This window comes from Streptomyces sp. NPDC091416, from assembly GCF_044756845.1.
In the GTDB taxonomy this organism is placed as follows: Bacteria; Actinomycetota; Actinomycetes; order Streptomycetales; family Streptomycetaceae; genus Streptomyces.
The window spans coordinates 789,866-810,647 of the sequence record NZ_JBIVTU010000001.1; the positions used below are offsets into that span (position 1 = coordinate 789,866).

The following is a 20,782-nucleotide window of genomic DNA, read 5'->3' on the forward strand; positions in this document are numbered from 1 at the left end:
AGCCCCGCCGCGCAGCGCGCTACGGGGCCACTCCGAATCGATACGTGCCGGGCCGGCCCCTCAGACGCTGCCGAAGTCCCCACCCTTGACGCCCGCCACGAAGGAGGCGAACGAGGCGGCGGGGACCCGCAGGACCGGACCGGCCGGGACCTTGGAATCACGGACGGGGACGATGCCCCGCGACGCAACGAGATTGGCAGCGACCTCGACGCAGTTGCCGCCGTTGTTGCTGTACGAGGACTTGAACCAACGGGGGGATTCGGTCGTCACTGGATGCCCTTTCGCAACTCACTGATCATGGCCACGGACGCCGCTTGCGACATCGCTTCGCCCTGCAGTTGATGGTAGGACGTCAACATGGGGACGACGGACGTGGTTTCCCGGTCCAGATGTCCCTGCGACTGAGACTCGGCGTAGCAGAGCACGGACCGGTCCGGCAGGGTCAGCAGGTTGACGGGCAGGTCGAACGTACGACGCTCGCCGATCTCGTACGGCGCCACCTGGAGCAGAGTGTTCGGCAGCCCCGCGAACTCGACGAGACGCGCCAGTTGGGCGTCCATCACCGCGGCCCCGCCGATGGGCCGACGAATGCAGCTCTCGTCCAGGGTGACGAACACCATGGGGGGCCGGGGCCGCACCAGCGCCGCCTGCCGCTCCGCCAGGAACGAGACCCGCTCATCGGCCTGGTCGGGCGTGATAGCACCGAGCCGCACGGCAGTGGCCGCCAAGATTCGCGCGTACTCCGGCGTCTGCAACAGCCCCGGGATGATCCCGATCTCAAAGAGCCGGATCTCCACGGCCCGGCCCTCATGGCCCACGTACTCCGGGAAGCCCTCCAGCAAGCTGCCGTGCTTGATCTCCCGCCACTCGCGCTCGAAGGAATCGGCCGTGTGAGCCGTGTCCAAGGTGGCGTCAACCCTGCGCGAAAAAGGCAGGGTTGGCGATTTACGACCAGTTTCAATCGCCGAAATGTGTCGGCCCGTGCAGCCGACCAGTACACCCAGGCGATCCTGGGTCCACCCACGCGCTTCGCGCAGCCTGCGTAAACGCGCGCCGAACGCCGCCTGAGCGCTTGCTTCGGGGTTCAACTCTTTACGGTTTACCAATGTGCCCTCCATCGGCGCCACGTTGAAGACAGCCTGACTCTAGGCCACGCTGAACGCTCTTGGTAGCGGAACGACTACAGAGAGGTGCGGCGATGGCTGAACAGCAGCGCGTCCCACTCCCGTCCGCCGGAGCACTCGTGGTGGATCAGGGCCGTAAGGACCGCGTCGGGGAGTTCCGGGGAGTGTCCGGTCCGTACTGGTCGTTGCGGCCCCTCGGCGGAGGCCCCGAGTGGGAGGCAACCCCTGAGAACGTCCGCCCCGCCACCGCCGGTGAACGCCTCAGCGCCCTGAACGCCGAGCAGAACGCCCGGAGTCGGGGTGCGCTGTGATCGCCGATTCCCCGCAGGGGCCCGAGGCCGTCGCGTGCCCGGACTGCCAGGAACTCGACCTGGCCGAAGCCGTCGCGAACAGGGAGCGGGACGCGAGCAGGGCGACCGACTGCCGCGTGTTGCGGAGGCGGCACCAGGCCGCCGCGCACGGCGAGCCGTCGTGAGACCGCACCGGGCCCGGCGGGACGAGCAGTTCGCCGAGCTGCAACGCATCGAATCGGACCCGGAGTTCCGCGCGTTGTTCCTTGCCGAGCTGAACGTCTCGCTCGACGCACGGAACGCCGCTCGTGCCGCCGAGTCGGAGGGCTGGTGCGTGGCGGTCGATCGGCTTCTGGTTCTGGTGGAGCCGGACAGGGAGCGTGCGCCATGACCGGTGCGGGTTACGCGGCGGAGATCACCGTGACGAACGGGCAGCGTGCCGTTTCCCTCGGCGGGGTCGTGGTGGGCAACCGCCGGCTCGCTCTCCGGTGGCTGCGGAGGCAGGCTCTCCGCATCGCTGAGGGACTTGGCGTTCCGTCCGGTGCGGAGGGTTCCGGGGGAAGGAGCATACGGTCGGCGGTCCGTCTGAGCCCCGGTGTGCGGAACGGGCTCCGGGACTGGTCCGGGGACCTGGAGCAACAGGAGCAGGCGATGGCGCGGCTGGAATCCGGGGACCTCGACGTGTTCACCGTGGTCGACCCCGTCGCCGGCCTGCTGGTGACGCTCACCGGACGGCGCGTCCGACCGGAAAGGAGTGCCGGCGGCAGGGCCTCCCCCCTCCCTGTCGACGGCGGAGATCGGGTGGGTCGCGGGACAACGGCCGAAGCATCACCCCTGGCGGGACGTAGCAACGCCCGGCCGCACCCGTTCTACGACAGCACCCGCACCAGCGCGTCCAGGGCGCCCGCCCACGCGCTGTCGGTCGGCGTTCCGTACCCGATGACCAGCGCCTCGCGCCGAACCTCCGCGTCCGGGTGCCGGAAGAACGACAGGCCCTGCACCGCGAGGCCCTGCCAGGCCGCCGCGCGGATCACCTCGGCCTCGGTGCCCTCCGGGAGTTCGAGCACGGCGTGCAGGCCGGCGGCGATTCCGCTGACCTGGATGGCGGGGGCCCGCTCCGCCAGGGCCGCGACCAGCTGGTCGCGGCGGTTGCGGTAGCGCAGCCGCATGGAGCGCACATGCCGGTCGTACGCGCCGGAGGCGATGAACTCCGCCAGGGTCAGCTGGTCCAGCGCGCTCGACCCCCAGTCGCTCCAGCCCTTGGCCGCGGTCACCTCGTCCACCAGCGACCGCGGCACGACCATCCATCCCATCCGCAGCCCCGGCGCCAGGGACTTGCTGGCCGTCCCCAGGTACACGACGCGCTCGGGATCCAGGCCCTGGAGGGCGCCGACCGGCTGGCGGTCGTAGCGGAACTCCCCGTCGTAGTCGTCCTCCAGGATCAGCCCGCCGGTGCTGCGCGCCCAGTCGACCACCGCGGCCCGCCGGTCGGGGTGGAGCGGCACCCCCGTCGGGAACTGGTGCGCGGGTGTCAGGAGCACGGCGCCGGCGGCCCGCATCGCGTGCAGTTCACCGGTCCGGGAGCCGAGCCCGTCGAGCGGCAGGCAGGGCGTGCGGAGACCGGCACCGGCGAGCAGGCCCGTGTGCGGGTCCAGGCCGTACGACTCGACGGCCACCTCGCGCACCCGTCGTTCCCGCAGCACCTGCCCCAGCATCCTCAGCCCGTGGACGAAGCCGGCGCAGACCATGATGCGTTCGGGATCCGCGTACACCCCGCGGGCCCGCGCCAGGTAGTCGGCGAGGACGGTGCGCAGCTCGATGCGGCCGCGCGGGTCGCCGTAGCCGAAGGCCTCGTTGGGTGCGCGGGTGACGGCGCGGCGGGCCGCCTTCAGCCATTCGGCGCGGGGGAAGGTGGCCAGGTCGGGCGAGCCCGGCATCAGGCTGTACGCGGGAGTGCTGCGGGGCGGCCGGGCGCGCGGCGTCCTGGTGGCGGCCGGGCGGGGCTCGGAGCGCTGCGCCACCCGGGTGCCGGAGCCCTGCCGGGCGGTGAGCCAGCCCTCGGCGACCAGTTCCGCGTAGGCGTCGGCGACGGTGTTGCGGGCGATGCCCAGGTCGGCGGCGAGGGTCCTGGAGGAGGGCAGCCGGGTCCCGGGCGCCAGCCGGCCGGTCCGGGCCGCCTCCCGCAGGGCGTCCATGAGACCGGTCCGCAGCCCGCTCGCTCCGGTCAGGTCGAGATGCAGGTCGGCGCCGAAAGTGGCCCAGGGATCCGTCATGGAAATGGACCATACAGGTGCGCCACTGGCCGCGTAGCGTCATACCCATGACGACGAACGAGAACAGCCCCGCGACCTCCGAGTACACCGCCGAGCACACCCCGCGCCTGCAGTGGGCCCAGCACGCCCCCGAGGTCTACCGGGCGATGGCCCGCATGGACGGCGCGGCCGCCAAGGGGCTCGACCCGGTCGTGGCCGAGCTCGTGAAGATCCGGTCCTCGCAGATCAACCACTGCGCGTTCTGCATCGACATGCACACCAAGGACGCGCTCGCCGCGGGTGAGTCCGTCCAGCGGATCGTGCAGCTCAGCGCCTGGGAGGAGTCGCAGCACTTCTACACGCCGAAGGAGATCGCGGCGATCGAGCTGACGGAGGCGGTCACCGTCCTGACCGACGGCTTCGTGCCCGACGAGGTGTACGCGAAGGCCGCCAAGCACTTCGACGAGACCGAGCTCGCCCACCTCATCTCCGCGATCATCGCGATCAACGCCTGGAACCGGTTCGCCGTGACCACGCGCATGGTCCCGGGCCACTACACGCCCGGCGACCACTGATCCGGACACGCCCGTCCCGCACCGTCCACCTCAGGAGCCCGACCCCATGACCGCGTCCGACCTCCGCGCCCTGCACCACGGCCGCACTCCCGGCGATCCGCTGGTCCTCCCCGGCCCGTGGGACGCCGCGAGCGCCCGCGTCCTCGCCGACGCGGGGTTCCCCGCCCTGGCCACGCCGAGCGCGGGGGTCGCGGCCTCGCTCGGGTACGAGGACGGGGCCACGCCCGCCGCCGAGATGTTCGCGGCGGTGGCACGGATCGCCCGCGCCGTCGCCGTACCCGTGTCGGCCGACATCGAGGCCGGGTACGGGCTGGAGCCGCAGGAGCTGGTGGAGCGGCTGCTCACCGCCGGAGCCGTCGGCTGCAATCTGGAGGACACGGTCGACGGGGTCCTCGTGGATGCCCGGTGGCAGGCGGACCGGCTGGCCGCGGTGCGGGCGGCGGCCGGGGACGAGCTGTTCGTCAACGCCCGGGTGGACACGTATGCCACCGGTGTTGCGGAGGGCGTGGACCAGGAGGCCGAGACCGTGCGGCGGGCGCTGCTGTACGTGGCGGCGGGCGCCGACGGCGTCTATCCGATCATGGCGCCGCCCGAGGCGCTCCCCCGCCTGTCCGCCGCCGTACCCGTGCCGCTGAACGCCCTGGCCCGGCCGGACGGTCCCGGCCCTCGGCGCCTGGGTGAACTGGGCGCCGCCCGCGTCACGTTCGGTCCCGGCCTCCAGCGCCGGGCCATGGCGGCGCTGGGCGGGATCGCCGACGGGCTCCGTACGGCCTGAGGGCTTTCCCCGTACCGCAGAACGCCACCGCCCCCGGCAGCGAGTCGCTGCCGGGGGCGGTGGCGTCCGTGTCCCTGGGGACGTGCGGATCAGATCAGGCCGAGCTCGCGGACCGCGTCGCGCTCCTCGGTGAGCTCCTTCACCGAGGCGTCGATGCGCGCACGGGAGAACTCGTTGATGTCCAGGCCCTGGACGATCTTGTACGTGCCGTTCTCCGTGGTGACGGGGAAGGACGAGATGATGCCCTCGGGGACGCCGTAGGAACCGTCCGAGGGGATGCCCATGGAGGTCCAGTCGCCCGCGGCGGTGCCGTTGACCCAGGTGTGCACGTGGTCGATGGCGGCGTTCGCGGCCGAGGCGGCCGAGGAGGCGCCACGGGCCTCGATGATCGCGGCGCCGCGCTTGGCGACGGTCGGGATGAAGGTGTCGGCCAGCCACGCCTCGTCGTTGACGAGCTCGGCGGCGTTCTTCCCGCCGACCTCCGCGTGGAAGATGTCCGGGTACTGGGTGGCCGAGTGGTTGCCCCAGATCGTCAGCTTCTTGATCTCGGAGACGGCGGCACCGGTCTTGGCGGCCAGCTGCGAGATCGCGCGGTTGTGGTCCAGACGGGTCATCGCGGTGAAGCGCTCCGCCGGTACGTCCGGGGCGGCGGCCTGCGCGATGAGCGCGTTGGTGTTGGCCGGGTTGCCGACGACGAGGACCTTGATGTCGTCCGCGGCGTTGTCGTTGATCGCCTTGCCCTGCGGCTTGAAGATGCCGCCGTTGGCGGAGAGCAGGTCGCCGCGCTCCATGCCCTTGGTGCGCGGGCGGGCGCCGACGAGCAGGGCGACGTTCGCGCCGGCGAAGCCGACGTTGGCGTCGTCGGTGATCTCGATGTTGCGCAGCAGCGGGAAGGCGCAGTCGTCGAGCTCCATCGCGGTGCCCTCGGCGGCCTTCAGCCCCTGCGGGATCTCCAGGAGCCGCAGGTTGACCGGCACGTCCGGGCCGAGCAGGTGGCCGGAGGCGATGCGGAAGAGCAGCGCGTAGCCGATCTGGCCGGCTGCGCCGGTCACGGTGACATTCACGGGAGTGCGGGTCATGGCGATCTCCGTTAGACAGCTGGCGGTGGGGGCTCCTGGCCCCGGGTGCTGGACATCCCTGAATCTTGATGTGAAGAGATATCCGTCGGTCAGGCTATCCGACCCGGAACCCCGCAGCCGCCCGCCCCCCTGTGGCACCGCACACAACCGGTCACTTCCCGCTCACCCGGCCGGGGCGGCCCGCGCCCGCGCACCGGCCGTGCGCCCGCCTACCGGGACGCTTCCTCCGTGCACCCCTGCGTGCCGGAAGCGAGCGTGGCGCACGCCCGGACGTCGGCGGTCCGCTTCACCGCGACCATCGGCGTGTACGCCGCCGCGGTCGCGTCCGCCGTTCCGTTCTGTCCCGCGCCGCCCGCGCTGATCTCCACGACGTCGCCGGGGGCCGCCCCGGTGATCCGGGCCCACGCCGCCGCGCAGGTCTCGCTGTAGCGCACCTCTATGACGCTCGTGCCGACGGTGGCGCTGGAGAGCGTACGGACGTGCTCGCCGCCGCAGCCCATCTCCTCGGGGTCCCGGCCCGTGCACGTGGAGCCGCCGCACTCGACCCCGGCGGGCAGCACCGGGGCACCGGCCGTCGGCGTCGGGGAGGGCGTGCCGGCGGCCTCGCCGCCCTCGGAGTCGCCGTCCGAACCGATCAGCAGCACCGCGCCGGTGACCGCGAGCAGGGCGCCCACGACGACCGCCGCGATCACGGCCGCCCTGCGGCCGCCTCCGCCGTCGCGGCGCGCGGGCGGCGGCTGCCCGCCGATGCCTGCGGCGAAGGCCACGGCGGGCGGCAGGCCGTGCCCCGGAGCGGCGCCCGGTCCGGCCTGCGGCTGCTGCGGCACGCGCGGCAGGGACCCGCGCTGAGCCGGTACGGACGGCGCACCACTCTCGCCGGAGACCGGTCCCGCCGTGCCGACGGCGCCGGAGGGCCGGCTCCGGCCGTGGCCGCGCGGGCCTGCGGCCTCGTCGAGCGCGGCGCGCGCCTGGGTGATCCGGATGGCCTCCATCGTCATGTCGTGGCGCATCTCGGCACGGCTCCAGGCCCGTTCCGCCAGCTCCCACATGGTGTTCAGATGGGACTGGTCGGTCCCGGTCGCCTCGCCGAGCGCGACGATCGCCCCACGCGGGGCGAGCAGCCGGCCGTTCAGATACCGCTCCCACGACGTCTTGCTGTAGCCCGTGCGGTCGGCCATCGCCGCGATGCTCAGGCCACTGCGGTCGACGAGTCTGCGCAGCTGGCCGGTGAACTCCCGGATCTGCGGGTCGAGCTCCTCCGGCAGTGCCTTCCAACGAGGCATTACTTCCCCACTTCCCCACTTGCCTACGGGCTTGCGCCGCGCCGCGCACGGTCTGCGCCCTGTCCGAACCGGTGGTCTTCCGTTCCGGACTACCCAGGTGGATGCGTGAACGCGGACGGCCGGTTCCTGGGGAGGCAGCGCACGGTGGCACTCGGGCGTGCGGGCGCACCCTCGCACGCCCCCGCCCGTGGCGACCGGGTCAGTCTGCCACCGTTGCCCAGCGATCACACCGTGGCGGAATGGTCACTTCCGTGCCACAGGCCACAGCCATCACTTGAACCCGCGATCCCCGTCGACAAGGCTGGAGTCAGGACGGGGCAAGGCCGCTCAACTCGCCACTTTCCGGAGCGTTTCGCCCCGGTGCGCCTCGTCCGCGGTGTCCGTCCCTTCTCGGGGGAGGGGACGGGCACCGCTCGACGGACATCGCTCGACTACCACCGCTCGACGACCACCGCTCAGCGGATCGTGAAGTGGACCGCGTCCTCGAGGACCGGGATGTCCAGCCACGGTTTGGGCTGCGCCATGAGCGACAGCATCACGATGAGAACGCCCAGCAGCCCGTACGTCACCAGGTCGGTGAAGCGGGAACGCACCGCGAGCATGCCCACCGAGGGCACCACCAGCCGCAGGACCGCGCCCCCCATGAGCGCCACGCCGATCAGGATCGTGCCGATCCGGAAGGCCTGGTCGAAGGGGTCGGCGGCCACGATCAGCAGACCGGCCCCGGCCGTGCAGAGCACGGCGAGCAGCGGCCACTGCCGGGCGGGCGCGGGGGCGTCCCCGCCCGCCGCACGGCCACCGCCCTCGGGACGCGCGGTGTCCCGGGTGAACGACGGGAAGCGCCGCGACCGGCGCGACGCGGGGGCCGCGCCGGGTCCGGGCTCCGGGTGACTGCCGGTGCGGGCTTCCGGAGCCGCGGCACCGTCGGCCGCATCGGCCGCCGGGGCGTCGGCCCCGACTTCCGCGGGACCGTCGGCCGCATCCGGCGCGGGCGCTTCGGCCGCGGTGTCAGCCGCGTCCTCGGCCTGCCCGTCGGCCGGCCCGGTCGCCGCGGCGGCCCGGTCGGCCGGGCTCGTACCAGCACCCATGGGGTTCCTTCCGGATCGGATCAGCCGGCTCAGACGGCTTCGGCGGCGTCACGCTCGGCCGCCTCGACCACGTTGACGAGCAGTTGGGCGCGGGTCATCGGACCGACACCGCCCGGGTTCGGCGAGATCCAGGCGGCGACCTCGGCCACACCGGGGTGGACGTCCCCGACGATCTTGCCGTTCTCGTCGCGGCTGACGCCGACGTCGAGCACGGCCGCGCCCGGCTTCACGTCCTCGGGCTTGATGATGTGCGGCACGCCCGCGGCGGCGACGATGATGTCCGCCTGACGGAGGTGGGAGGAGAGGTCACGGGTGCCCGTGTGGCACTGGGTCACCGTGGCGTTCTCGGACTTGCGGGTGAGCAGCAGCGGGATCGACCGGCCGATGGTGACACCGCGTCCGACGACCACGACGTGCGCGCCGTTGATCTCGACCCCGTGGTGGCGGAGCAGCTGGACGACGCCCTGCGGGGTGCAGGGCAGCGGGCCCTGCTCGTTGAGCACGAGCCGGCCCAGGCTCATCGGGTGCAGGCCGTCGGCGTCCTTGGCCGGATCCATGAGTTCCAGGACGCGGTTGGTGTCGATGCCCTTGGGCAGGGGCAGCTGCACGATGTAACCGGTGCACGCGGGGTCGGCGTTGAGTTCGCGGACGACGTCCTCGATCTCCTCCTGCGTGGCGGTGTCGGGGAGTTCGCGCTGGATGGAGCCGATACCGACCTGGGCGCAGTCCTTGTGCTTGCCGTTCACGTACCACCTGCTGCCCGGGTCGTCCCCGACGAGCAGGGTTCCCAGGCCGGGGGTGATACCCCGGGCCTTGAGGGCCGCCACGCGGACGGTGAGATCGGACTTGATCGCGGCTGCGGTGGCCTTGCCATCGAGAATCTGGGCAGTCATGTCCCCATACTCGCGGATGACCCCGCCCAGGGACCAATTGCAGATACCGCACGTGGACACAAGGTTGCACTTGGACAACTTCTCGGGCAGCGGCTGGACAAACTTACATCCGGCTTATAACGATGAAGGCCGCAGTGCCGCAGAAGTACCCGGGGGGCGGACCGCTGATGTTTTCTTCCTCCGTGCGGCCGCATTCGTCCCCGTACGTCCTGTTGGAGGAACGCCTCAGATGAGCTTCGGCGACCCGAACCCGAACAACCCCTACGGGCAGCAGCCCGGTCAGCCGCCGCAGGGCCAGCCGGGCTACGGCTACCCGCAGCAGGCCCCCCAGGGCATCCCGCCGCAGGGCCAGCCCGGTTACGGCTACCCGCAGGCCCCGCCGGCCCAGTACGGCATGCCTCAGCCCGGTTACGGCGGCATGCCCGCGTTCGCCGGCTGGTGGAGCCGGGTCGCGGCCATGCTGATCGACGGCATCGTGATCGGCGTTCCGTACGGTCTGCTGATCGGCATCGGCGGCGGCGTGGGCGGCGGCGCGGGCACCGTCCTCATCCTCCTCGGCGCCCTGGTCGCCCTCGGGCTCGGCCTCTTCAAGCTGTACAAGGAAGGCACGACCGGCCAGTTCATCGGCAAGAAGGCCGTGAACATCCGCGTCCTGCGCGAGGCCGACGGCCAGCCGCTGGGCTTCGGCATGGCGTTCGTCCGCTACATCGCCCACTTCCTGGACAGCCTCGCCTGCTACCTCGGCTGGCTGTGGCCGATCTGGGACGCGAAGAAGCAGACGTTCGCGGACAAGATCTGCTCCAGCGTGGTCGTCAAGTCCGTCTGATCCGGACACGGGCACACACGAAGGGCCGTAACCCGGCGCGCATCGCGCCGGGTTACGGCCCTTCGTCGTGGGATCAGTGGAAGAAGTGGCGCGTACCCGTGAAGTACATCGTCACGCCCGCCTTCTTCGCGGCCTCGACCACCAGCTCGTCGCGGACCGAACCGCCCGGCTGGGCCACGGCCCTGACACCGGCGGCGGTCAGGATCTCCAGCCCGTCGGGGAAGGGGAAGAAGGCGTCGGAGGCCGCGTACGCGCCCCGCGCCCGCTCCTCGCCCGCCCGCTCGACGGCGAGCTTCGCGGAGTCGACGCGGTTGACCTGGCCCATGCCGACGCCGACCGAGGCGCCGTCCTTGGCGAGCAGGATCGCGTTGGACTTGACCGCGCGGCACGCCTTCCACGCGAAGGAGAGCTCCCGGAGCTCTTCGGCGGAGAGCGCATCGCCCGCGGCCAGCGTCCAGTTGGCCGGGTCGTCGCCCTCGGCCTGGAGGCGGTCGGTGACCTGGAGCAGCGCGCCGCCGTCGATCGGCTTGACCTCGACCTCGGCGGACGGGGCGTCGGGGCAGCGCAGCACGCGGATGTTCTTCTTGCGGGTGAGGACCTCGACGGCGCCGTCCTCGTACGCCGGGGCGACGATGACCTCGGTGAAGATCTCCGCGACCTGCTCGGCCATGGTGACCGTCACCGGACGGTTGACGGCGATGACGCCGCCGTACGCCGACAGCGGGTCGCAGGCGTGCGCGTTGCGGTGCGCCTCGGCGATGTCGTCGGCGATCGCGATGCCGCACGGGTTGGCGTGCTTGATGATCGCGACGCACGGCTCGGCGTGGTCGTACGCGGCCCGGCGCGCGGCGTCGGTGTCCGTGTAGTTGTTGTACGACATCTCCTTGCCGTGCAGCTGCTCCGCCGCGGCGAGGCCGCCGGTGCCGGAGGTGTACAGCGCGGCGGGCTGGTGCGGGTTCTCGCCGTAGCGCAGGACGTTCTCGCGCTCGTACGTCGTACCGAAGAAGTCGGGGAAGCCCGAGTCGTCGGCGGCGGCGTAGCCGTCGGCGAACCAGGAGGCGACGGCCACGTCGTAGGCGGCGGTGTGCTGGAACGCCTCGGCGGCGAGCCGCTTGCGGGCGGTCAGGTCGAAGCCTCCCGCCGCGACCGCGGCGAGGACGTCGGCGTACCGCTCGGGGCTGGTGACGACGGCGACCGACGGGTGGTTCTTGGCTGCGGCGCGGACCATCGACGGGCCGCCGATGTCGATCTGCTCCACGCACTCGTCGTCCGAGGCGCCGGAGGCGACGGTCGCCTTGAACGGGTAGAGGTTGACGACCACCAGGTCGAACGGCTCCACGCCGAGCTCGGCCAGCTGCTCGCGGTGGGTGTCCAGGCGCAGATCGGCGAGGATGCCGGCGTGGACGCGCGGGTGCAGCGTCTTGACGCGGCCGTCGAGGCACTCGGGGAAGCCGGTGAGCTCCTCGACCTTGGTGACCGGTACTCCGGCGGCAGCGATCTTCCCGGCGGTGGAGCCGGTGGAGACCAGCTCGACACCCGCCTCGTGCAGACCGCGGGCGAGGTCTTCGAGCCCCGTCTTGTCGTAGACACTGACCAGGGCGCGGCGGATGGGCTTATTCACCGACATGACCGAGATGAACCTTTCGTCCCTCAATGCGATAGCCGTCACGGGCGAGCCGCCCCACGGCCTCGACGAGCAGCTTGCGCTCGACTTCCTTGATGCGTTCGTGGAGGGCCGCTTCGCCCTCCGGAGTGTCCTCTTCGGTCACCTCGACCACGCCCTGCGCGATGATCGGACCGGTGTCGACACCGTCGTCGACGAAGTGGACGGTGCACCCGGTGACCTTCACGCCGTACGCGAGCGCGTCGCGGACACCGTGGGCCCCGGGAAAGCTGGGGAGCAGGGCGGGGTGGGTGTTGATGAACCGGCCGCCGAATCCGGCGAGGAACTCCTTGCCCACGATCTTCATGAAGCCCGCGGAGACGACGAGGTCCGGGCGGTGCTCCGCGGTGGCCGCGGCGAGCGCCGCGTCCCACTCCGCGCGCGTGCCGTAGTCCTTGACCCGGCACACGAAGGTGGGCAGCCCGGCCCGCTCGGCCCGCTCCAGTCCGGCGATGCCGTCCCGGTCCGCGCCCACCGCGACGATCCGGGCGCCGTACCCCTCGGGGTCGTCGCCGATCGCATCGAGCAGGGCTTGGAGGTTCGTACCGGAGCCGGAGACCAGGACGACCAGGCGGGCCGGTCCGGCGGAGGAGAGCGGGGAGGCCACGGCTGGGCCCTTTCTCGCGTGTGGAGCAGTTCGAAACGGCCGCACCACCCGCCGCATTGCGGGACCGGCGGCACGACGGCCATGCTGTTTGTGCGGTCGTACGAAAGAATCACGCCCCCCGATACGGGGAACTCTACGAACGAGCCGACCGTCAGCAACGATACCGGCACCTCGGGAGGGCCTCGTCTGACGGGGGTGGGAGGCCGGTGGCCGCAGGCCCGGCAGGGGCGGGCGGTCCGTAGGGCAGCTGTCGGCCACCACGCCTGTACGCCCAGCTTTCGGCCCCTCCGCGCCGGAGGGTAGCGTCAGGGGACAGCGAACCGTCCACCGGGCGGAAATGACGAGATGGGGAAGACGTTCACCATATGCCGGACCGACGCCGCCGCACCGCCTTCCGCCATCCGCTGCCCGAGCGGTCCCCACTGCTGATGCGGGAACGCCAGTCCCCCACGCCGGGCCCCTCCTCGTCGTCTTCCTCCTCCACTCCCTCTCCGTCTTCCCCGTCGTCCTCCTCGTCGCCGGCCGGATCCTCCGGTCCGCAGGACGACAACCCGTTCGCTCCGCCGCCCGAGGGCCGCCCCGACCAGCCGTGGCAACCGCGCCACCCCGCCGACGGCGAGGACAACGGCGACTCCGGGGACGCGCCGGAGGGCGGGTCCTCCGACAGCCGGCCCGTCTGGGGCAGCCAGTGGAGCAGCCACCAGCCGGGGCGCCAGGACGGCAACTTCGGCGGCCGGCCCACCGGACCCGGCGGGCCGAACGGCCAGGGCGGCCCGGAAGGCCCCCGCGGCGGTCTGCGCTGGGACCCGACCGACCCGGTCCAGCGCCGGGCCCGTTACTCACTGCTCTCCGGCATGTGGGCCTTCTTCTTCGCGCTCTTCGACTTCCCGGAGATCGCGCTGCTGCTCGGCGCGCTCGCGACCTACTGGTCGATCAGCGCGCTCCGGGCCAAGCCGACGGCTCCGGGCGAGTCGGCCGGTCCCACCGGGGCTCCCGGCACGGCCGCCGCCGCGCAGGTCCACGACGCCGCGTCGGCACCGGCGCCCGCCACGGGGGCCACGGCCGCGGCGGCTCCGCAGGGCACGAACTACCTCCAGCGCGGCAGCCGGCAGCAGACGACGGCCGCGGTCAGTGGCCTGGTGACGGGACTGATCGCCCTGTTGATCGTCGCGACGTCCTTCACGGTGCAGCTGGTCTACCGCGACTACTACACCTGCGTGAACGACGCCCTCACCAAGTCGGGCCAGCTGACCTGCAACGACCTGCTCCCGAAGCCGCTGGAACCCCTCTTCGGCGTCAAGAACTAGCGTCCTGCGGACCGGCCGGGCCCAGGGGCGCGGCCGGTCCGGACGGTGCGGGGTCCGTTTCCGGCGCGGCTGATGCCGCCGGTGCGGTCGGTGTCGCCGGCGCGGTCGGTGTCGCCGACGCAGTCGGTGTCGCCGGTGCGATCGGCGCCTTCGCGTGCCAGGGGTCGGTCGGCAGGAAGTCGTACGCCTCGAACTCGTCGTCCACGCCGCCCGGACGCGGACCGGCCGGGCGGGGCACGGAGACGCGGGCCGCCTCCGCCGCTCCGGGGTCCTGCGGCCGGGCACTGCGCCTCGGCCACCAGCTCCGCCGGGCCTTCCCGCTCACGCCTTCCGCCGGGTCCCCGGGCTCCGTCGCCCGGCCCGTACCGCGCGACGCCACGTCCTGCGCCTCGGCGGTCTCCGTTCCGGTCGGCGTACGACCGCGCAGCCGCCAGGCCCGCAGCAGCAGCGCCACCGGGACGGCGAGCGCCGCCGTCCATGCGAGGGCCGCCGCGCCGGTGAGCCACCACACCGGGCCGAACCGTGCCAGGGCGTGGGTCCCGAGCGGACCGCCGGCCGCCGCCGCCAGCAGGGCCGTGCCCATGCCGCAGCCGGCCGCCGCCAGCGCGGTGACGAGGCACGTCTCCCGCACGCTCCACGCCTCCTCGCGCTCACCGTGGGCGGGCGCCGCCCTCCGCACGGTGAACCAGGCCACCGTCACCGCCGCCACGACCGGTACCGCCGCGACCGCCCAGTTCAGGGCCGACCCCGACCCCTGCGGCGGCAGCGCGGCGAGCAGCGGGAAGTCGGGCAGCGCCGGGGCTCCCGTGAAGGCGAGCGGGCCGGCCGTCGACGCCGTCCCGAGCGCGAATCCGGGACCGAGCCCGTACGCCGCACCCCACACCGCCGCGTTCGGCACCAGCGCCAGGGCCAGCAGAAGCACCGCGCACCGCCCGGCCCAGTCGCCGGAGAGCCGCAGGAAGGACTCCTGGACCGGCTCCGCGTGGAAGACCAGCGCCGCCGCGGCCACCAGCGCGCCGCCGCCCAGCAGCACCGCGACCCCGGCGACGGCGGACCGGCCCACCGCCTCCGCGCGCCGCGTGAACCGGGAGCGGGCCATCGCCTCGTGCAGCCGCACCGGCGCCCACGAGGGCGGCGGTCCGAGCGGCCGCCCCGAGGCCGTCCACACCCCGGCGGCGGCCGCACCCGCCACCACGAGCGCCGCCGGGAACATGAGGGACAGCGGCCGCGCGGACAGCGAGGACCCCCGGGCATAGAGCGCCACAGCCGTCCCGACCAACAGGTATCCGCCCGTCACCAGGGCGAATGCGCCCTGGGCCGAGGGAGCGCCGCGCCCTTCCTCGGGCTCCATCACGTCCCTGGCCGCCCGGTGCACCAGCCAGACCGGCAGGGCGGTGAGCAGCAGCGGAACGACGCCGACGGGGGCCGGGGCCCCGGTCAGGGTGTCGGTTCTGATGAGTTCGGCGCCGTGCGCGAGCAGCCAGAGACCGGCCGCGGCGTGGAACGCCTCGCCGGGGCTGCTGTCGGGGTCCGGGGAGCTGATCCACAGCACCACGACGAGCACGGCGACGGAGCCCAGGCTCAGCCCTGCCGCGACCGCCCCGCGGAGCAGCGCCCGGGCCTGGACGGCGGACCGTCCGTGCTCTGCCGACAACGACGGGCCGCGTTGGGTCATTTGGGTCACGTCGTCATGCTCCCAACGACACGCGCCTATTTCGTGTAACGGGCGAACGGCCGTTGTGTCGCTCAATATACGTTTATGTACTTTTTCACCCAGTGCAGGCCGGTCAGGGAGCCCTCATGACCCAGAGCACCACCGGCACGTCCGCCTCCCCGCCGCTCCCTTCGCCCAAGGAGCGGCGCAGGCTGCGGGAGGCGAAGTCGCTGAGTGAAGCGCAGGTCGCGGCGGCCGTGGGGGTCACGCCGGCCACGGTCCGGGCCTGGGAGACGGGCCGTACCAGCCCGCGCGGACGCAAGCGCGAGGTGTACGCGCGACTGATCGGGACCGGCGGCGCCCGGTCCACTTCGCGCCCCTCCCCCGTCAAGCCGGCAACCCCGAACAACCCGCCGAGAGCCGCCTCCGCAAGCCGGACCCGGCCGGCCGAAGCCACTCCGGCGGAGTCGGGAGCCGCCGCGCCCGACACCACGAAGGCCGCCGAGCCGCCCTCGCCACCCTCGGCCGAGCCCCTCCCGCCGATCCCCGTCGAAGCCACCGGGAGCGACGCCATGGACCCGACCGAGCCCGCCACCACCGCACAGGCGCCGGAAGTCGTCGAGGCGGACGGAGGCGGCGGGGCCGTCGAGGCGGACGGGGGCGGCGGGGCGGAGGCGGAGGCGGGCGAAGGCTCCGGGCTCTCCCCCGCCGAGGCGTTCGACGCGCTGTACCGGCACACCGCCGCCGCGCTCTACCGGCAGACCTACCTGCTGACGGGACGTCGCGCCCTCTCCCGGGAAGCCGTCGGCAAGGCCTTCGAGCTGGCCTGGCAGCGCTGGCCGGAGGTCGCCGTGGACCGCGATCCGGTGGGCTGGGTACGGGCGGCCGCCCATGAGCACGCGATGTCGCCGTGGCACCGGCTGCGCCGCGAGCACCGCCACCCGGACCCGCCGCCCGAGGCACCCGGCCCGCGTGCCCTGCTCGACGCGCTGCTCGCCCTGCCGCCCTCGTACCGTCGCACCCTGCTGCTGCACGACGGGGTGGGTCTGGGGCTGCCCGAGACCGCGGCGGAGACGGAGGCCAGCACTCCGGCAGCGGCCGGGCGGCTGGTGAACGCCCGGGCCGCCGTCGCCGGGCGACTTCCCGGACTCGCGGAGTCCTCGACCCCCGCCGAGCAGTCCGCGCTGCTGCACGAGCACCTCGGGGCACTGGCCCTCGCCCAGCCGGCGTCCTCGCTCCCGGTGCCCGATCTGATCCGGACGGGCAGCGAGCGCAAGGCGCAGCTCTGGACCCGGGCCGCCATCGCGTTCACGGTGCTGCTGATCGGTCTGACGCTGATCACCCTGGCGACGGCGCCGACCCGGTACGAGACGCCGCAGTCGCCCCCGCAGAGGGTGGAGGGAGTGCCTCCGCTCGGTGGTCCGCAGAAGCTGACGCCGCAGGACAAGAAGCTGCAGAAGAAGCTCGGCGGGGAACTGGTCCGCGGTCCGGGCCGACTGGTCCCGCGGGCCGGCTGAACCCCCGGCCGGCCGGTCCCCCGGGCCGGCTGAACCCTCCGGCCGGCTGATCCGGAACGCTTTCGTCTGACCCGGCACACAACGACGCGGGCCCGTACCCCTTGATCGGGGTACGGGCCCGCGTCCGTGCGGTGGCGCGTTCCTGCGGTGGTGCTCCGACGCGGTGAGGCGTCAGGCGCCGAGGATCTCGCGCGCCAGCTTGGCGGTCTCGGTCGGCGTCTTGCCGACCTTGACGCCGGCGGCCTCGAGGGCCTCCTTCTTCGCCTGCGCGGTGCCGGAGGAGCCGGAGACGATGGCGCCGGCGTGGCCCATGGTCTTGCCCTCGGGGGCGGTGAAGCCCGCGACGTAGCCGACGACCGGCTTGGTGACGTTCTTCGCGATGAAGTCCGCCGCGCGCTCCTCGGCGTCGCCGCCGATCTCGCCGATCATGACGATGAGGTCGGTGTCGGGGTCGGCCTCGAACGCCGCGAGGGCGTCGATGTGCGTCGTACCGATGACCGGGTCGCCACCGATGCCGACGGCGGAGGAGAAGCCGATGTCACGGAGCTCGTACATCATCTGGTAGGTCAGCGTGCCGGACTTCGACACGAGACCGATGCGGCCGGGCTTGGTGATGTCGCCCGGGATGATGCCGGCGTTGGACTGGCCGGGGGTGATGAGACCCGGGCAGTTCGGGCCGATGATCCGGGTCTTGTTGCCCTTCGCGCCGGCGTACGCCCAGAAGGCGGCCGAGTCGTGGACGGCAATGCCCTCGGTGATCACGACGGCGAGCGGGATCTCGGCGTCGATCGCCTCGATGACGGCGGCCTTCGAGAAGGCCGGCGGCACGAAGAGGACGGACACGTTCGCGCCGGTCTTCTCCATCGCCTCGGCGACGGAGCCGAAGACCGGTACCTCGGTGCCGTCGAAGTCGACGGAGGTGCCGGCCTTGCGCGGGTTCACGCCGCCGACGATGTTGGTGCCGTCGGCGAGCATGAGCTTGGTGTGCTTCATGCCCGTCGAGCCGGTCATCCCCTGGACGATGACCTTGCTGTCCTTGGTGAGGAAGATAGCCATGGTGGTCTGAGTCCCTCTTCCTTACTTCGCAGCCGCAGCGAGCTCGGCGGCCTTGTCGGCCGCGCCGTCCATGGTGTCCACGCGCTGAACGAGCGGGTGGTTGGCGTCGGAAAGGATCTTGCGACCCAGCTCCGCGTTGTTGCCGTCAAGGCGCACGACGAGCGGCTTGGTGACCGCTTCGCCCTTGGTCTTGAGCAGCTCCAGCGCCTGGACGATGCCGTTGGCGACCTCGTCGCAGGCGGTGATGCCACCGAAGACGTTGACGAACACGGACTTGACGTCCGGGTCGCCGAGGATGATCTCCAGGCCGTTCGCCATGACCTCTGCGGAGGCGCCGCCACCGATGTCGAGGAAGTTGGCGGGCTTCACGTTGCCGTGGTTCTCACCGGCGTACGCGACGACGTCCAGGGTCGACATGACCAGACCGGCACCGTTACCGATGATGCCGACCTCGCCCTCGAGCTTGACGTAGTTGAGGTTCTTGGCCTTGGCGGCAGCCTCGAGCGGGTTGGCTGCGGCCTTGTCCTCGAGCGCCTCGTGACCCGGCTGACGGAAGTCGGCGTTCTCGTCGAGAGACACCTTTCCGTCCAGCGCCAGGATCCGGCCGTCCTTGGTCTTCACCAGCGGGTTGACCTCGACGAGGAGGGCGTCCTCGGCGACGAAGGTGTCCCACAGGGTCACCAGGGCCTCGGCGACACCCTCGGCCACGTCGGCCGGGAACTTCGCCTGGGCCACGATCTCGCGGGCCTTGACGATGTCCACGCCGTCGACGGCGTTGACCGGGACCTTCGCGAGGGCCTCGGGGGTCTTCTCCGCGACCTCCTCGATGTCCATGCCACCCTGCACCGAGGCCATGGCCAGGAAGGTGCGGTTGGTGCGGTCCAGGAGGTACGAGACGTAGTACTCCGCCTCGATCTCCGGCGACAGCTCGGCGATCATCACCTTGTGGACCGTGTGGCCCTTGATGTCCATGCCGAGGATGTCGGTCGCCCGGGCGACCGCCTCGTCGGGGTCGGCGGCGAGCTTCACGCCACCGGCCTTGCCGCGGCCACCGACCTTCACCTGCGCCTTGACGACGGACTTGCCGCCCAGCCGCTCGGTCGCCTCGCGGGCTGCCTCAGGCGTCTCGATCACTTCACCGGCCAGCACCGGTACACCGTGCTTGGCGAAGAGGTCCCTCGCCTGGTACTCGAACAGGTCCACGCGCGTCCGTCCCTTATCAAATGGTCTCGCGGTTGGTTTTCTGCGTGGGCGTGCCGCGAGGGGCAACGTGACTGCTCTGTCACAAGGAAAGCGCACACGGTGACCGAATACGCGGCATGTCCGTCTCGCAGGTTATCCCCGAGCCCCGCATGACCCTAAATCGCAGATCACACCTGGGCGGTGATTACGGTCACAGATCACGCTGGTGGCCTGGTCGCAGTGGACAGATCGGACCGGGCGACAGGGAGTCGCCCGCGGGCCGGGCGGCCTCCTGCCGCCCGGACCCCGCAGGGCCCGGGCCGTGCGGGCCGACCACGGAACGCGATCCTCCGCGGACCTCGCGCCGACTGCGCGCCCTCCGCCCGGGAGTGACGCGAATCGCCTTCTGCCGAGAGGGCTCCTTCTACCGGGAGGGCTCCTTGTCGGGTATGGGCAGGGGCCGCTTCTCGATGGCGGCCGCCATCACGTCCGGGAAGAGGTCCGGCGTACAGGCGAAGGCGGGAGCGCCCAGGGCGGACAGGGCCGCAGCGTGGTCGCGGTCGTAGGCGGGCGCGCCCTCGTCGGACAGGGCGAGCAGGGTCACGAACTGCACGCCGGACGCCTTCATCGCGGCGACCCGTTTGAGCATCTCGTTGCGGATCCCGCCCTCGTAGAGGTCGCTGATGAGCACGACGACGGTGTCGGCGGGGCGGGTGATCCTGGACTGGCAGTAGGCGAGTGCCCGGTTGATGTCCGTACCGCCGCCGAGCTGGGTGCCGAAGAGCACGTCGACGGGGTCGTCGAGCTGGTCGGTGAGGTCGACGACCGCCGTGTCGAAGACGACGAGTCTGGTCCGCAGCGCGCGCATGGAGGCGAGGACGGCGCCGAAGACCGACGCGTACACGACGGACGCCGCCATCGAACCCGACTGGTCGATGCAGAGGATGACGTCCTTCTTCACGGACTGCGCGGCCCGCCCGTAGCCGATGAGGCGTTCGGGGACGATCGTGCCGGCCCCGTCCTCGCCCGGGAGGGTGAGGTAGTTCTTGAGGTTGGCCCGGATGGTGCGGTCCCAGTCGATGTCGTGGTGCCGTGGGCGGGTGACCTTCGCCGAACGGTCCAGTGCGCCGGTGAGCGTGGCCCGGGTCCGGGTGGAGAGCTGTTTCTCCAGCTTCTCGACGACCTTGCGCACAACGGCCCGTGCCGTCTCCTTCGTCGTCTCGGGCATGGCCTTGTTGAGCGAGAGCAGGGTGCCGACGAGATGCACGTCCGCCTCGACGGCCTCCAGCATCTCCGGTTCCAGCAGGAGCGCGGACAGGCCGAGACGGTCGATGGCGTCACGCTGCATGACCTGGACGACGGACGTGGGGAAGTACGTACGGATGTCGCCGAGCCAGCGGGCCACGGACGGGGCGGAGGCGCCGAGTCCGGCCGACCGGCCACCGCCGCTCCGGCCGCCGGACCTGCCGCCGCCCTCGTAGAGCGCGGTCAGCGCGCCGTCCATCGCGGCGTCGCGGCCGGTGAGGGTGCATCCGGTGCTCTCGGCGCTGTCCGCGCCCAGCACCATGCGCCACCGTCGCAGCCGTTCCTCGTGACCGGTGACGGCCTGCG

Annotated in this window: 21 protein-coding genes; 8 read left to right on the forward strand and 13 right to left on the reverse strand. The window is 72.2% G+C overall.

Annotation, left to right across the window (positions count from 1 at the left end):
• Positions 1-60 precede the first annotated feature (60 nt).
• On the reverse strand, positions 61-270 hold the full coding sequence (locus tag ACIQMX_RS03385; RefSeq protein ID WP_402474624.1) for a DUF397 domain-containing protein: 210 nt from the start codon (positions 268-270) through the stop codon (positions 61-63).
• Positions 267-1,118 carry a Scr1 family TA system antitoxin-like transcriptional regulator gene (locus ACIQMX_RS03390; protein WP_402474627.1) on the reverse strand — a complete coding sequence of 284 codons (852 nt, stop codon included), beginning with the start codon at positions 1,116-1,118 and terminating at the stop codon, positions 267-269. The genes ACIQMX_RS03385 and ACIQMX_RS03390 overlap by 4 nt, the downstream gene beginning before the upstream one ends.
• 80 nt (positions 1,119-1,198) lie before the next feature.
• On the opposite strand from ACIQMX_RS03390, the gene ACIQMX_RS03395 reads away from it, so the two are divergent.
• From ACIQMX_RS03395 to ACIQMX_RS03405, 3 genes are read left to right on the forward strand one after another with little or no spacing between them, the layout of a single operon-like run.
• Complete coding sequence (locus ACIQMX_RS03395) at positions 1,199-1,435, forward strand: hypothetical protein (protein WP_363072808.1); 237 nt, start codon at positions 1,199-1,201, stop codon at positions 1,433-1,435.
• On the forward strand, positions 1,432-1,599 hold the full coding sequence (locus ACIQMX_RS03400) for a hypothetical protein (protein ID WP_363072868.1): 168 nt from the start codon (positions 1,432-1,434) through the stop codon (positions 1,597-1,599). The genes ACIQMX_RS03395 and ACIQMX_RS03400 overlap by 4 nt, the downstream gene beginning before the upstream one ends.
• A complete protein-coding gene (locus tag ACIQMX_RS03405) occupies positions 1,596-1,805 on the forward strand; it encodes a hypothetical protein (RefSeq protein WP_363072810.1) in 210 nt (69 codons plus the stop codon). The genes ACIQMX_RS03400 and ACIQMX_RS03405 overlap by 4 nt, the downstream gene beginning before the upstream one ends.
• A 478-nt stretch (positions 1,806-2,283) precedes the next feature.
• On the opposite strand, the gene ACIQMX_RS03410 is transcribed toward ACIQMX_RS03405, so the two are convergent.
• Positions 2,284-3,687: a PLP-dependent aminotransferase family protein gene (locus ACIQMX_RS03410; protein ID WP_402474631.1), complete on the reverse strand. Its 1,404-nt coding sequence runs from the start codon at positions 3,685-3,687 to the stop codon at positions 2,284-2,286.
• A 47-nt stretch (positions 3,688-3,734) separates the two neighbouring features.
• Here ACIQMX_RS03410 and ACIQMX_RS03415 point away from each other — a divergent pair, with 47 nt between their 5' ends.
• Together ACIQMX_RS03415 and ACIQMX_RS03420 are read left to right on the forward strand one after the other, a co-directional pair.
• Positions 3,735-4,241, forward strand: coding sequence for a carboxymuconolactone decarboxylase family protein (locus ACIQMX_RS03415; RefSeq protein ID WP_363072813.1), 507 nt, complete (start codon positions 3,735-3,737; stop codon positions 4,239-4,241).
• A gap of 46 nt (positions 4,242-4,287) precedes the next feature.
• The gene (locus tag ACIQMX_RS03420; protein ID WP_402474635.1) at positions 4,288-5,016 is read left to right on the forward strand and encodes an isocitrate lyase/phosphoenolpyruvate mutase family protein; all 729 of its coding nucleotides are present in this window, start codon (positions 4,288-4,290) and stop codon (positions 5,014-5,016) included.
• 89 nt (positions 5,017-5,105) lie between these two features.
• On the opposite strand, the gene ACIQMX_RS03425 is transcribed toward ACIQMX_RS03420, so the two are convergent.
• The 4 genes from ACIQMX_RS03425 to ACIQMX_RS03440 form a co-directional block, all read right to left on the reverse strand.
• The gene (locus tag ACIQMX_RS03425) at positions 5,106-6,095 is read right to left on the reverse strand and encodes a malate dehydrogenase (protein WP_363072816.1); all 990 of its coding nucleotides are present in this window, start codon (positions 6,093-6,095) and stop codon (positions 5,106-5,108) included.
• A 209-nt stretch (positions 6,096-6,304) separates the two neighbouring features.
• A complete protein-coding gene (locus tag ACIQMX_RS03430; protein ID WP_402474638.1) occupies positions 6,305-7,378 on the reverse strand; it encodes a DUF2690 domain-containing protein in 1,074 nt (357 codons plus the stop codon).
• A 455-nt stretch (positions 7,379-7,833) separates the two neighbouring features.
• On the reverse strand, positions 7,834-8,466 hold the full coding sequence (locus ACIQMX_RS03435) for a DUF3017 domain-containing protein (protein ID WP_402474640.1): 633 nt from the start codon (positions 8,464-8,466) through the stop codon (positions 7,834-7,836).
• A 29-nt stretch (positions 8,467-8,495) separates the two neighbouring features.
• Entirely contained in the window at positions 8,496-9,359 is an 864-nt protein-coding gene (locus ACIQMX_RS03440; RefSeq protein WP_402474642.1) for a bifunctional methylenetetrahydrofolate dehydrogenase/methenyltetrahydrofolate cyclohydrolase, read from the reverse strand.
• A gap of 229 nt (positions 9,360-9,588) precedes the next feature.
• Between ACIQMX_RS03440 and ACIQMX_RS03445 the strand changes: the two genes are divergently transcribed.
• Positions 9,589-10,185, forward strand: coding sequence for an RDD family protein (locus tag ACIQMX_RS03445; RefSeq protein ID WP_402474645.1), 597 nt, complete (start codon positions 9,589-9,591; stop codon positions 10,183-10,185).
• Between the two features lie 73 nt (positions 10,186-10,258).
• On the opposite strand, the gene purH is transcribed toward ACIQMX_RS03445, so the two are convergent.
• Both purH and purN read right to left on the reverse strand, forming a co-directional pair.
• A complete protein-coding gene (purH, locus tag ACIQMX_RS03450) occupies positions 10,259-11,812 on the reverse strand; it encodes a bifunctional phosphoribosylaminoimidazolecarboxamide formyltransferase/IMP cyclohydrolase (protein ID WP_402474648.1) in 1,554 nt (517 codons plus the stop codon).
• Positions 11,799-12,455: a phosphoribosylglycinamide formyltransferase gene (gene purN / locus ACIQMX_RS03455; protein WP_402474651.1), complete on the reverse strand. Its 657-nt coding sequence runs from the start codon at positions 12,453-12,455 to the stop codon at positions 11,799-11,801. Before purN ends, purH begins: the two co-directional genes overlap by 14 nt.
• A 365-nt stretch (positions 12,456-12,820) precedes the next feature.
• Between purN and ACIQMX_RS03460 the strand changes: the two genes are divergently transcribed.
• Positions 12,821-13,762: a hypothetical protein gene (locus ACIQMX_RS03460; protein ID WP_402474653.1), complete on the forward strand. Its 942-nt coding sequence runs from the start codon at positions 12,821-12,823 to the stop codon at positions 13,760-13,762.
• Here the strand turns inward: ACIQMX_RS03460 and ACIQMX_RS03465 are convergent.
• Positions 13,752-15,437, reverse strand: a complete 1,686-nt coding sequence (locus ACIQMX_RS03465; RefSeq protein WP_402475580.1) for a DUF6350 family protein — start codon at positions 15,435-15,437, stop codon at positions 13,752-13,754. The two genes, ACIQMX_RS03460 and ACIQMX_RS03465, sit on opposite strands and share 11 nt — an antisense overlap.
• A 125-nt stretch (positions 15,438-15,562) precedes the next feature.
• Between ACIQMX_RS03465 and ACIQMX_RS03470 the strand changes: the two genes are divergently transcribed.
• Positions 15,563-16,933, forward strand: coding sequence for a helix-turn-helix domain-containing protein (locus ACIQMX_RS03470; RefSeq protein ID WP_402474655.1), 1,371 nt, complete (start codon positions 15,563-15,565; stop codon positions 16,931-16,933).
• Between the two features lie 171 nt (positions 16,934-17,104).
• On the opposite strand, the gene sucD is transcribed toward ACIQMX_RS03470, so the two are convergent.
• From sucD to ACIQMX_RS03485, 3 genes are all read right to left on the reverse strand, one after another.
• Entirely contained in the window at positions 17,105-17,989 is an 885-nt protein-coding gene (sucD, locus tag ACIQMX_RS03475; protein WP_363072834.1) for a succinate--CoA ligase subunit alpha, read from the reverse strand.
• 21 nt (positions 17,990-18,010) lie between these two features.
• On the reverse strand, positions 18,011-19,192 hold the full coding sequence (gene sucC / locus ACIQMX_RS03480; protein WP_363072836.1) for an ADP-forming succinate--CoA ligase subunit beta: 1,182 nt from the start codon (positions 19,190-19,192) through the stop codon (positions 18,011-18,013).
• A gap of 403 nt (positions 19,193-19,595) precedes the next feature.
• Positions 19,596-20,738 (reverse strand): vWA domain-containing protein, encoded by a 1,143-nt coding sequence (locus ACIQMX_RS03485; protein ID WP_402475582.1) that lies wholly within the window; start codon positions 20,736-20,738, stop codon positions 19,596-19,598.
• Positions 20,739-20,782 lie beyond the last annotated feature (44 nt).

Coding starts and splice junctions, on each gene's coding strand:
- ACIQMX_RS03415 (WP_363072813.1), top strand. CDS start 3,735: ATGACGACGAACGAGAACAGCCCCGCGACCTCCGAGTACACCGCCGAG.
- ACIQMX_RS03435 (WP_402474640.1), bottom strand. CDS start 8,466: ATGGGTGCTGGTACGAGCCCGGCCGACCGGGCCGCCGCGGCGACCGGG.
- ACIQMX_RS03440 (WP_402474642.1), bottom strand. CDS start 9,359: ATGACTGCCCAGATTCTCGATGGCAAGGCCACCGCAGCCGCGATCAAG.
- ACIQMX_RS03460 (WP_402474653.1), top strand. CDS start 12,821: ATGCCGGACCGACGCCGCCGCACCGCCTTCCGCCATCCGCTGCCCGAG.
- purH (WP_402474648.1), bottom strand. CDS start 11,812: ATGTCGGTGAATAAGCCCATCCGCCGCGCCCTGGTCAGTGTCTACGAC.
- sucD (WP_363072834.1), bottom strand. CDS start 17,989: ATGGCTATCTTCCTCACCAAGGACAGCAAGGTCATCGTCCAGGGGATG.
- ACIQMX_RS03485 (WP_402475582.1), bottom strand. CDS start 20,738: ATGGTGCTGGGCGCGGACAGCGCCGAGAGCACCGGATGCACCCTCACC.
- ACIQMX_RS03390 (WP_402474627.1), bottom strand. CDS start 1,118: ATGGAGGGCACATTGGTAAACCGTAAAGAGTTGAACCCCGAAGCAAGC.
- ACIQMX_RS03470 (WP_402474655.1), top strand. CDS start 15,563: ATGACCCAGAGCACCACCGGCACGTCCGCCTCCCCGCCGCTCCCTTCG.
- ACIQMX_RS03430 (WP_402474638.1), bottom strand. CDS start 7,378: ATGCCTCGTTGGAAGGCACTGCCGGAGGAGCTCGACCCGCAGATCCGG.
- ACIQMX_RS03420 (WP_402474635.1), top strand. CDS start 4,288: ATGACCGCGTCCGACCTCCGCGCCCTGCACCACGGCCGCACTCCCGGC.
- ACIQMX_RS03410 (WP_402474631.1), bottom strand. CDS start 3,687: ATGACGGATCCCTGGGCCACTTTCGGCGCCGACCTGCATCTCGACCTG.
- ACIQMX_RS03465 (WP_402475580.1), bottom strand. CDS start 15,437: ATGACCCAACGCGGCCCGTCGTTGTCGGCAGAGCACGGACGGTCCGCC.
- ACIQMX_RS03395 (WP_363072808.1), top strand. CDS start 1,199: ATGGCTGAACAGCAGCGCGTCCCACTCCCGTCCGCCGGAGCACTCGTG.
- ACIQMX_RS03445 (WP_402474645.1), top strand. CDS start 9,589: ATGAGCTTCGGCGACCCGAACCCGAACAACCCCTACGGGCAGCAGCCC.
- ACIQMX_RS03425 (WP_363072816.1), bottom strand. CDS start 6,095: ATGACCCGCACTCCCGTGAATGTCACCGTGACCGGCGCAGCCGGCCAG.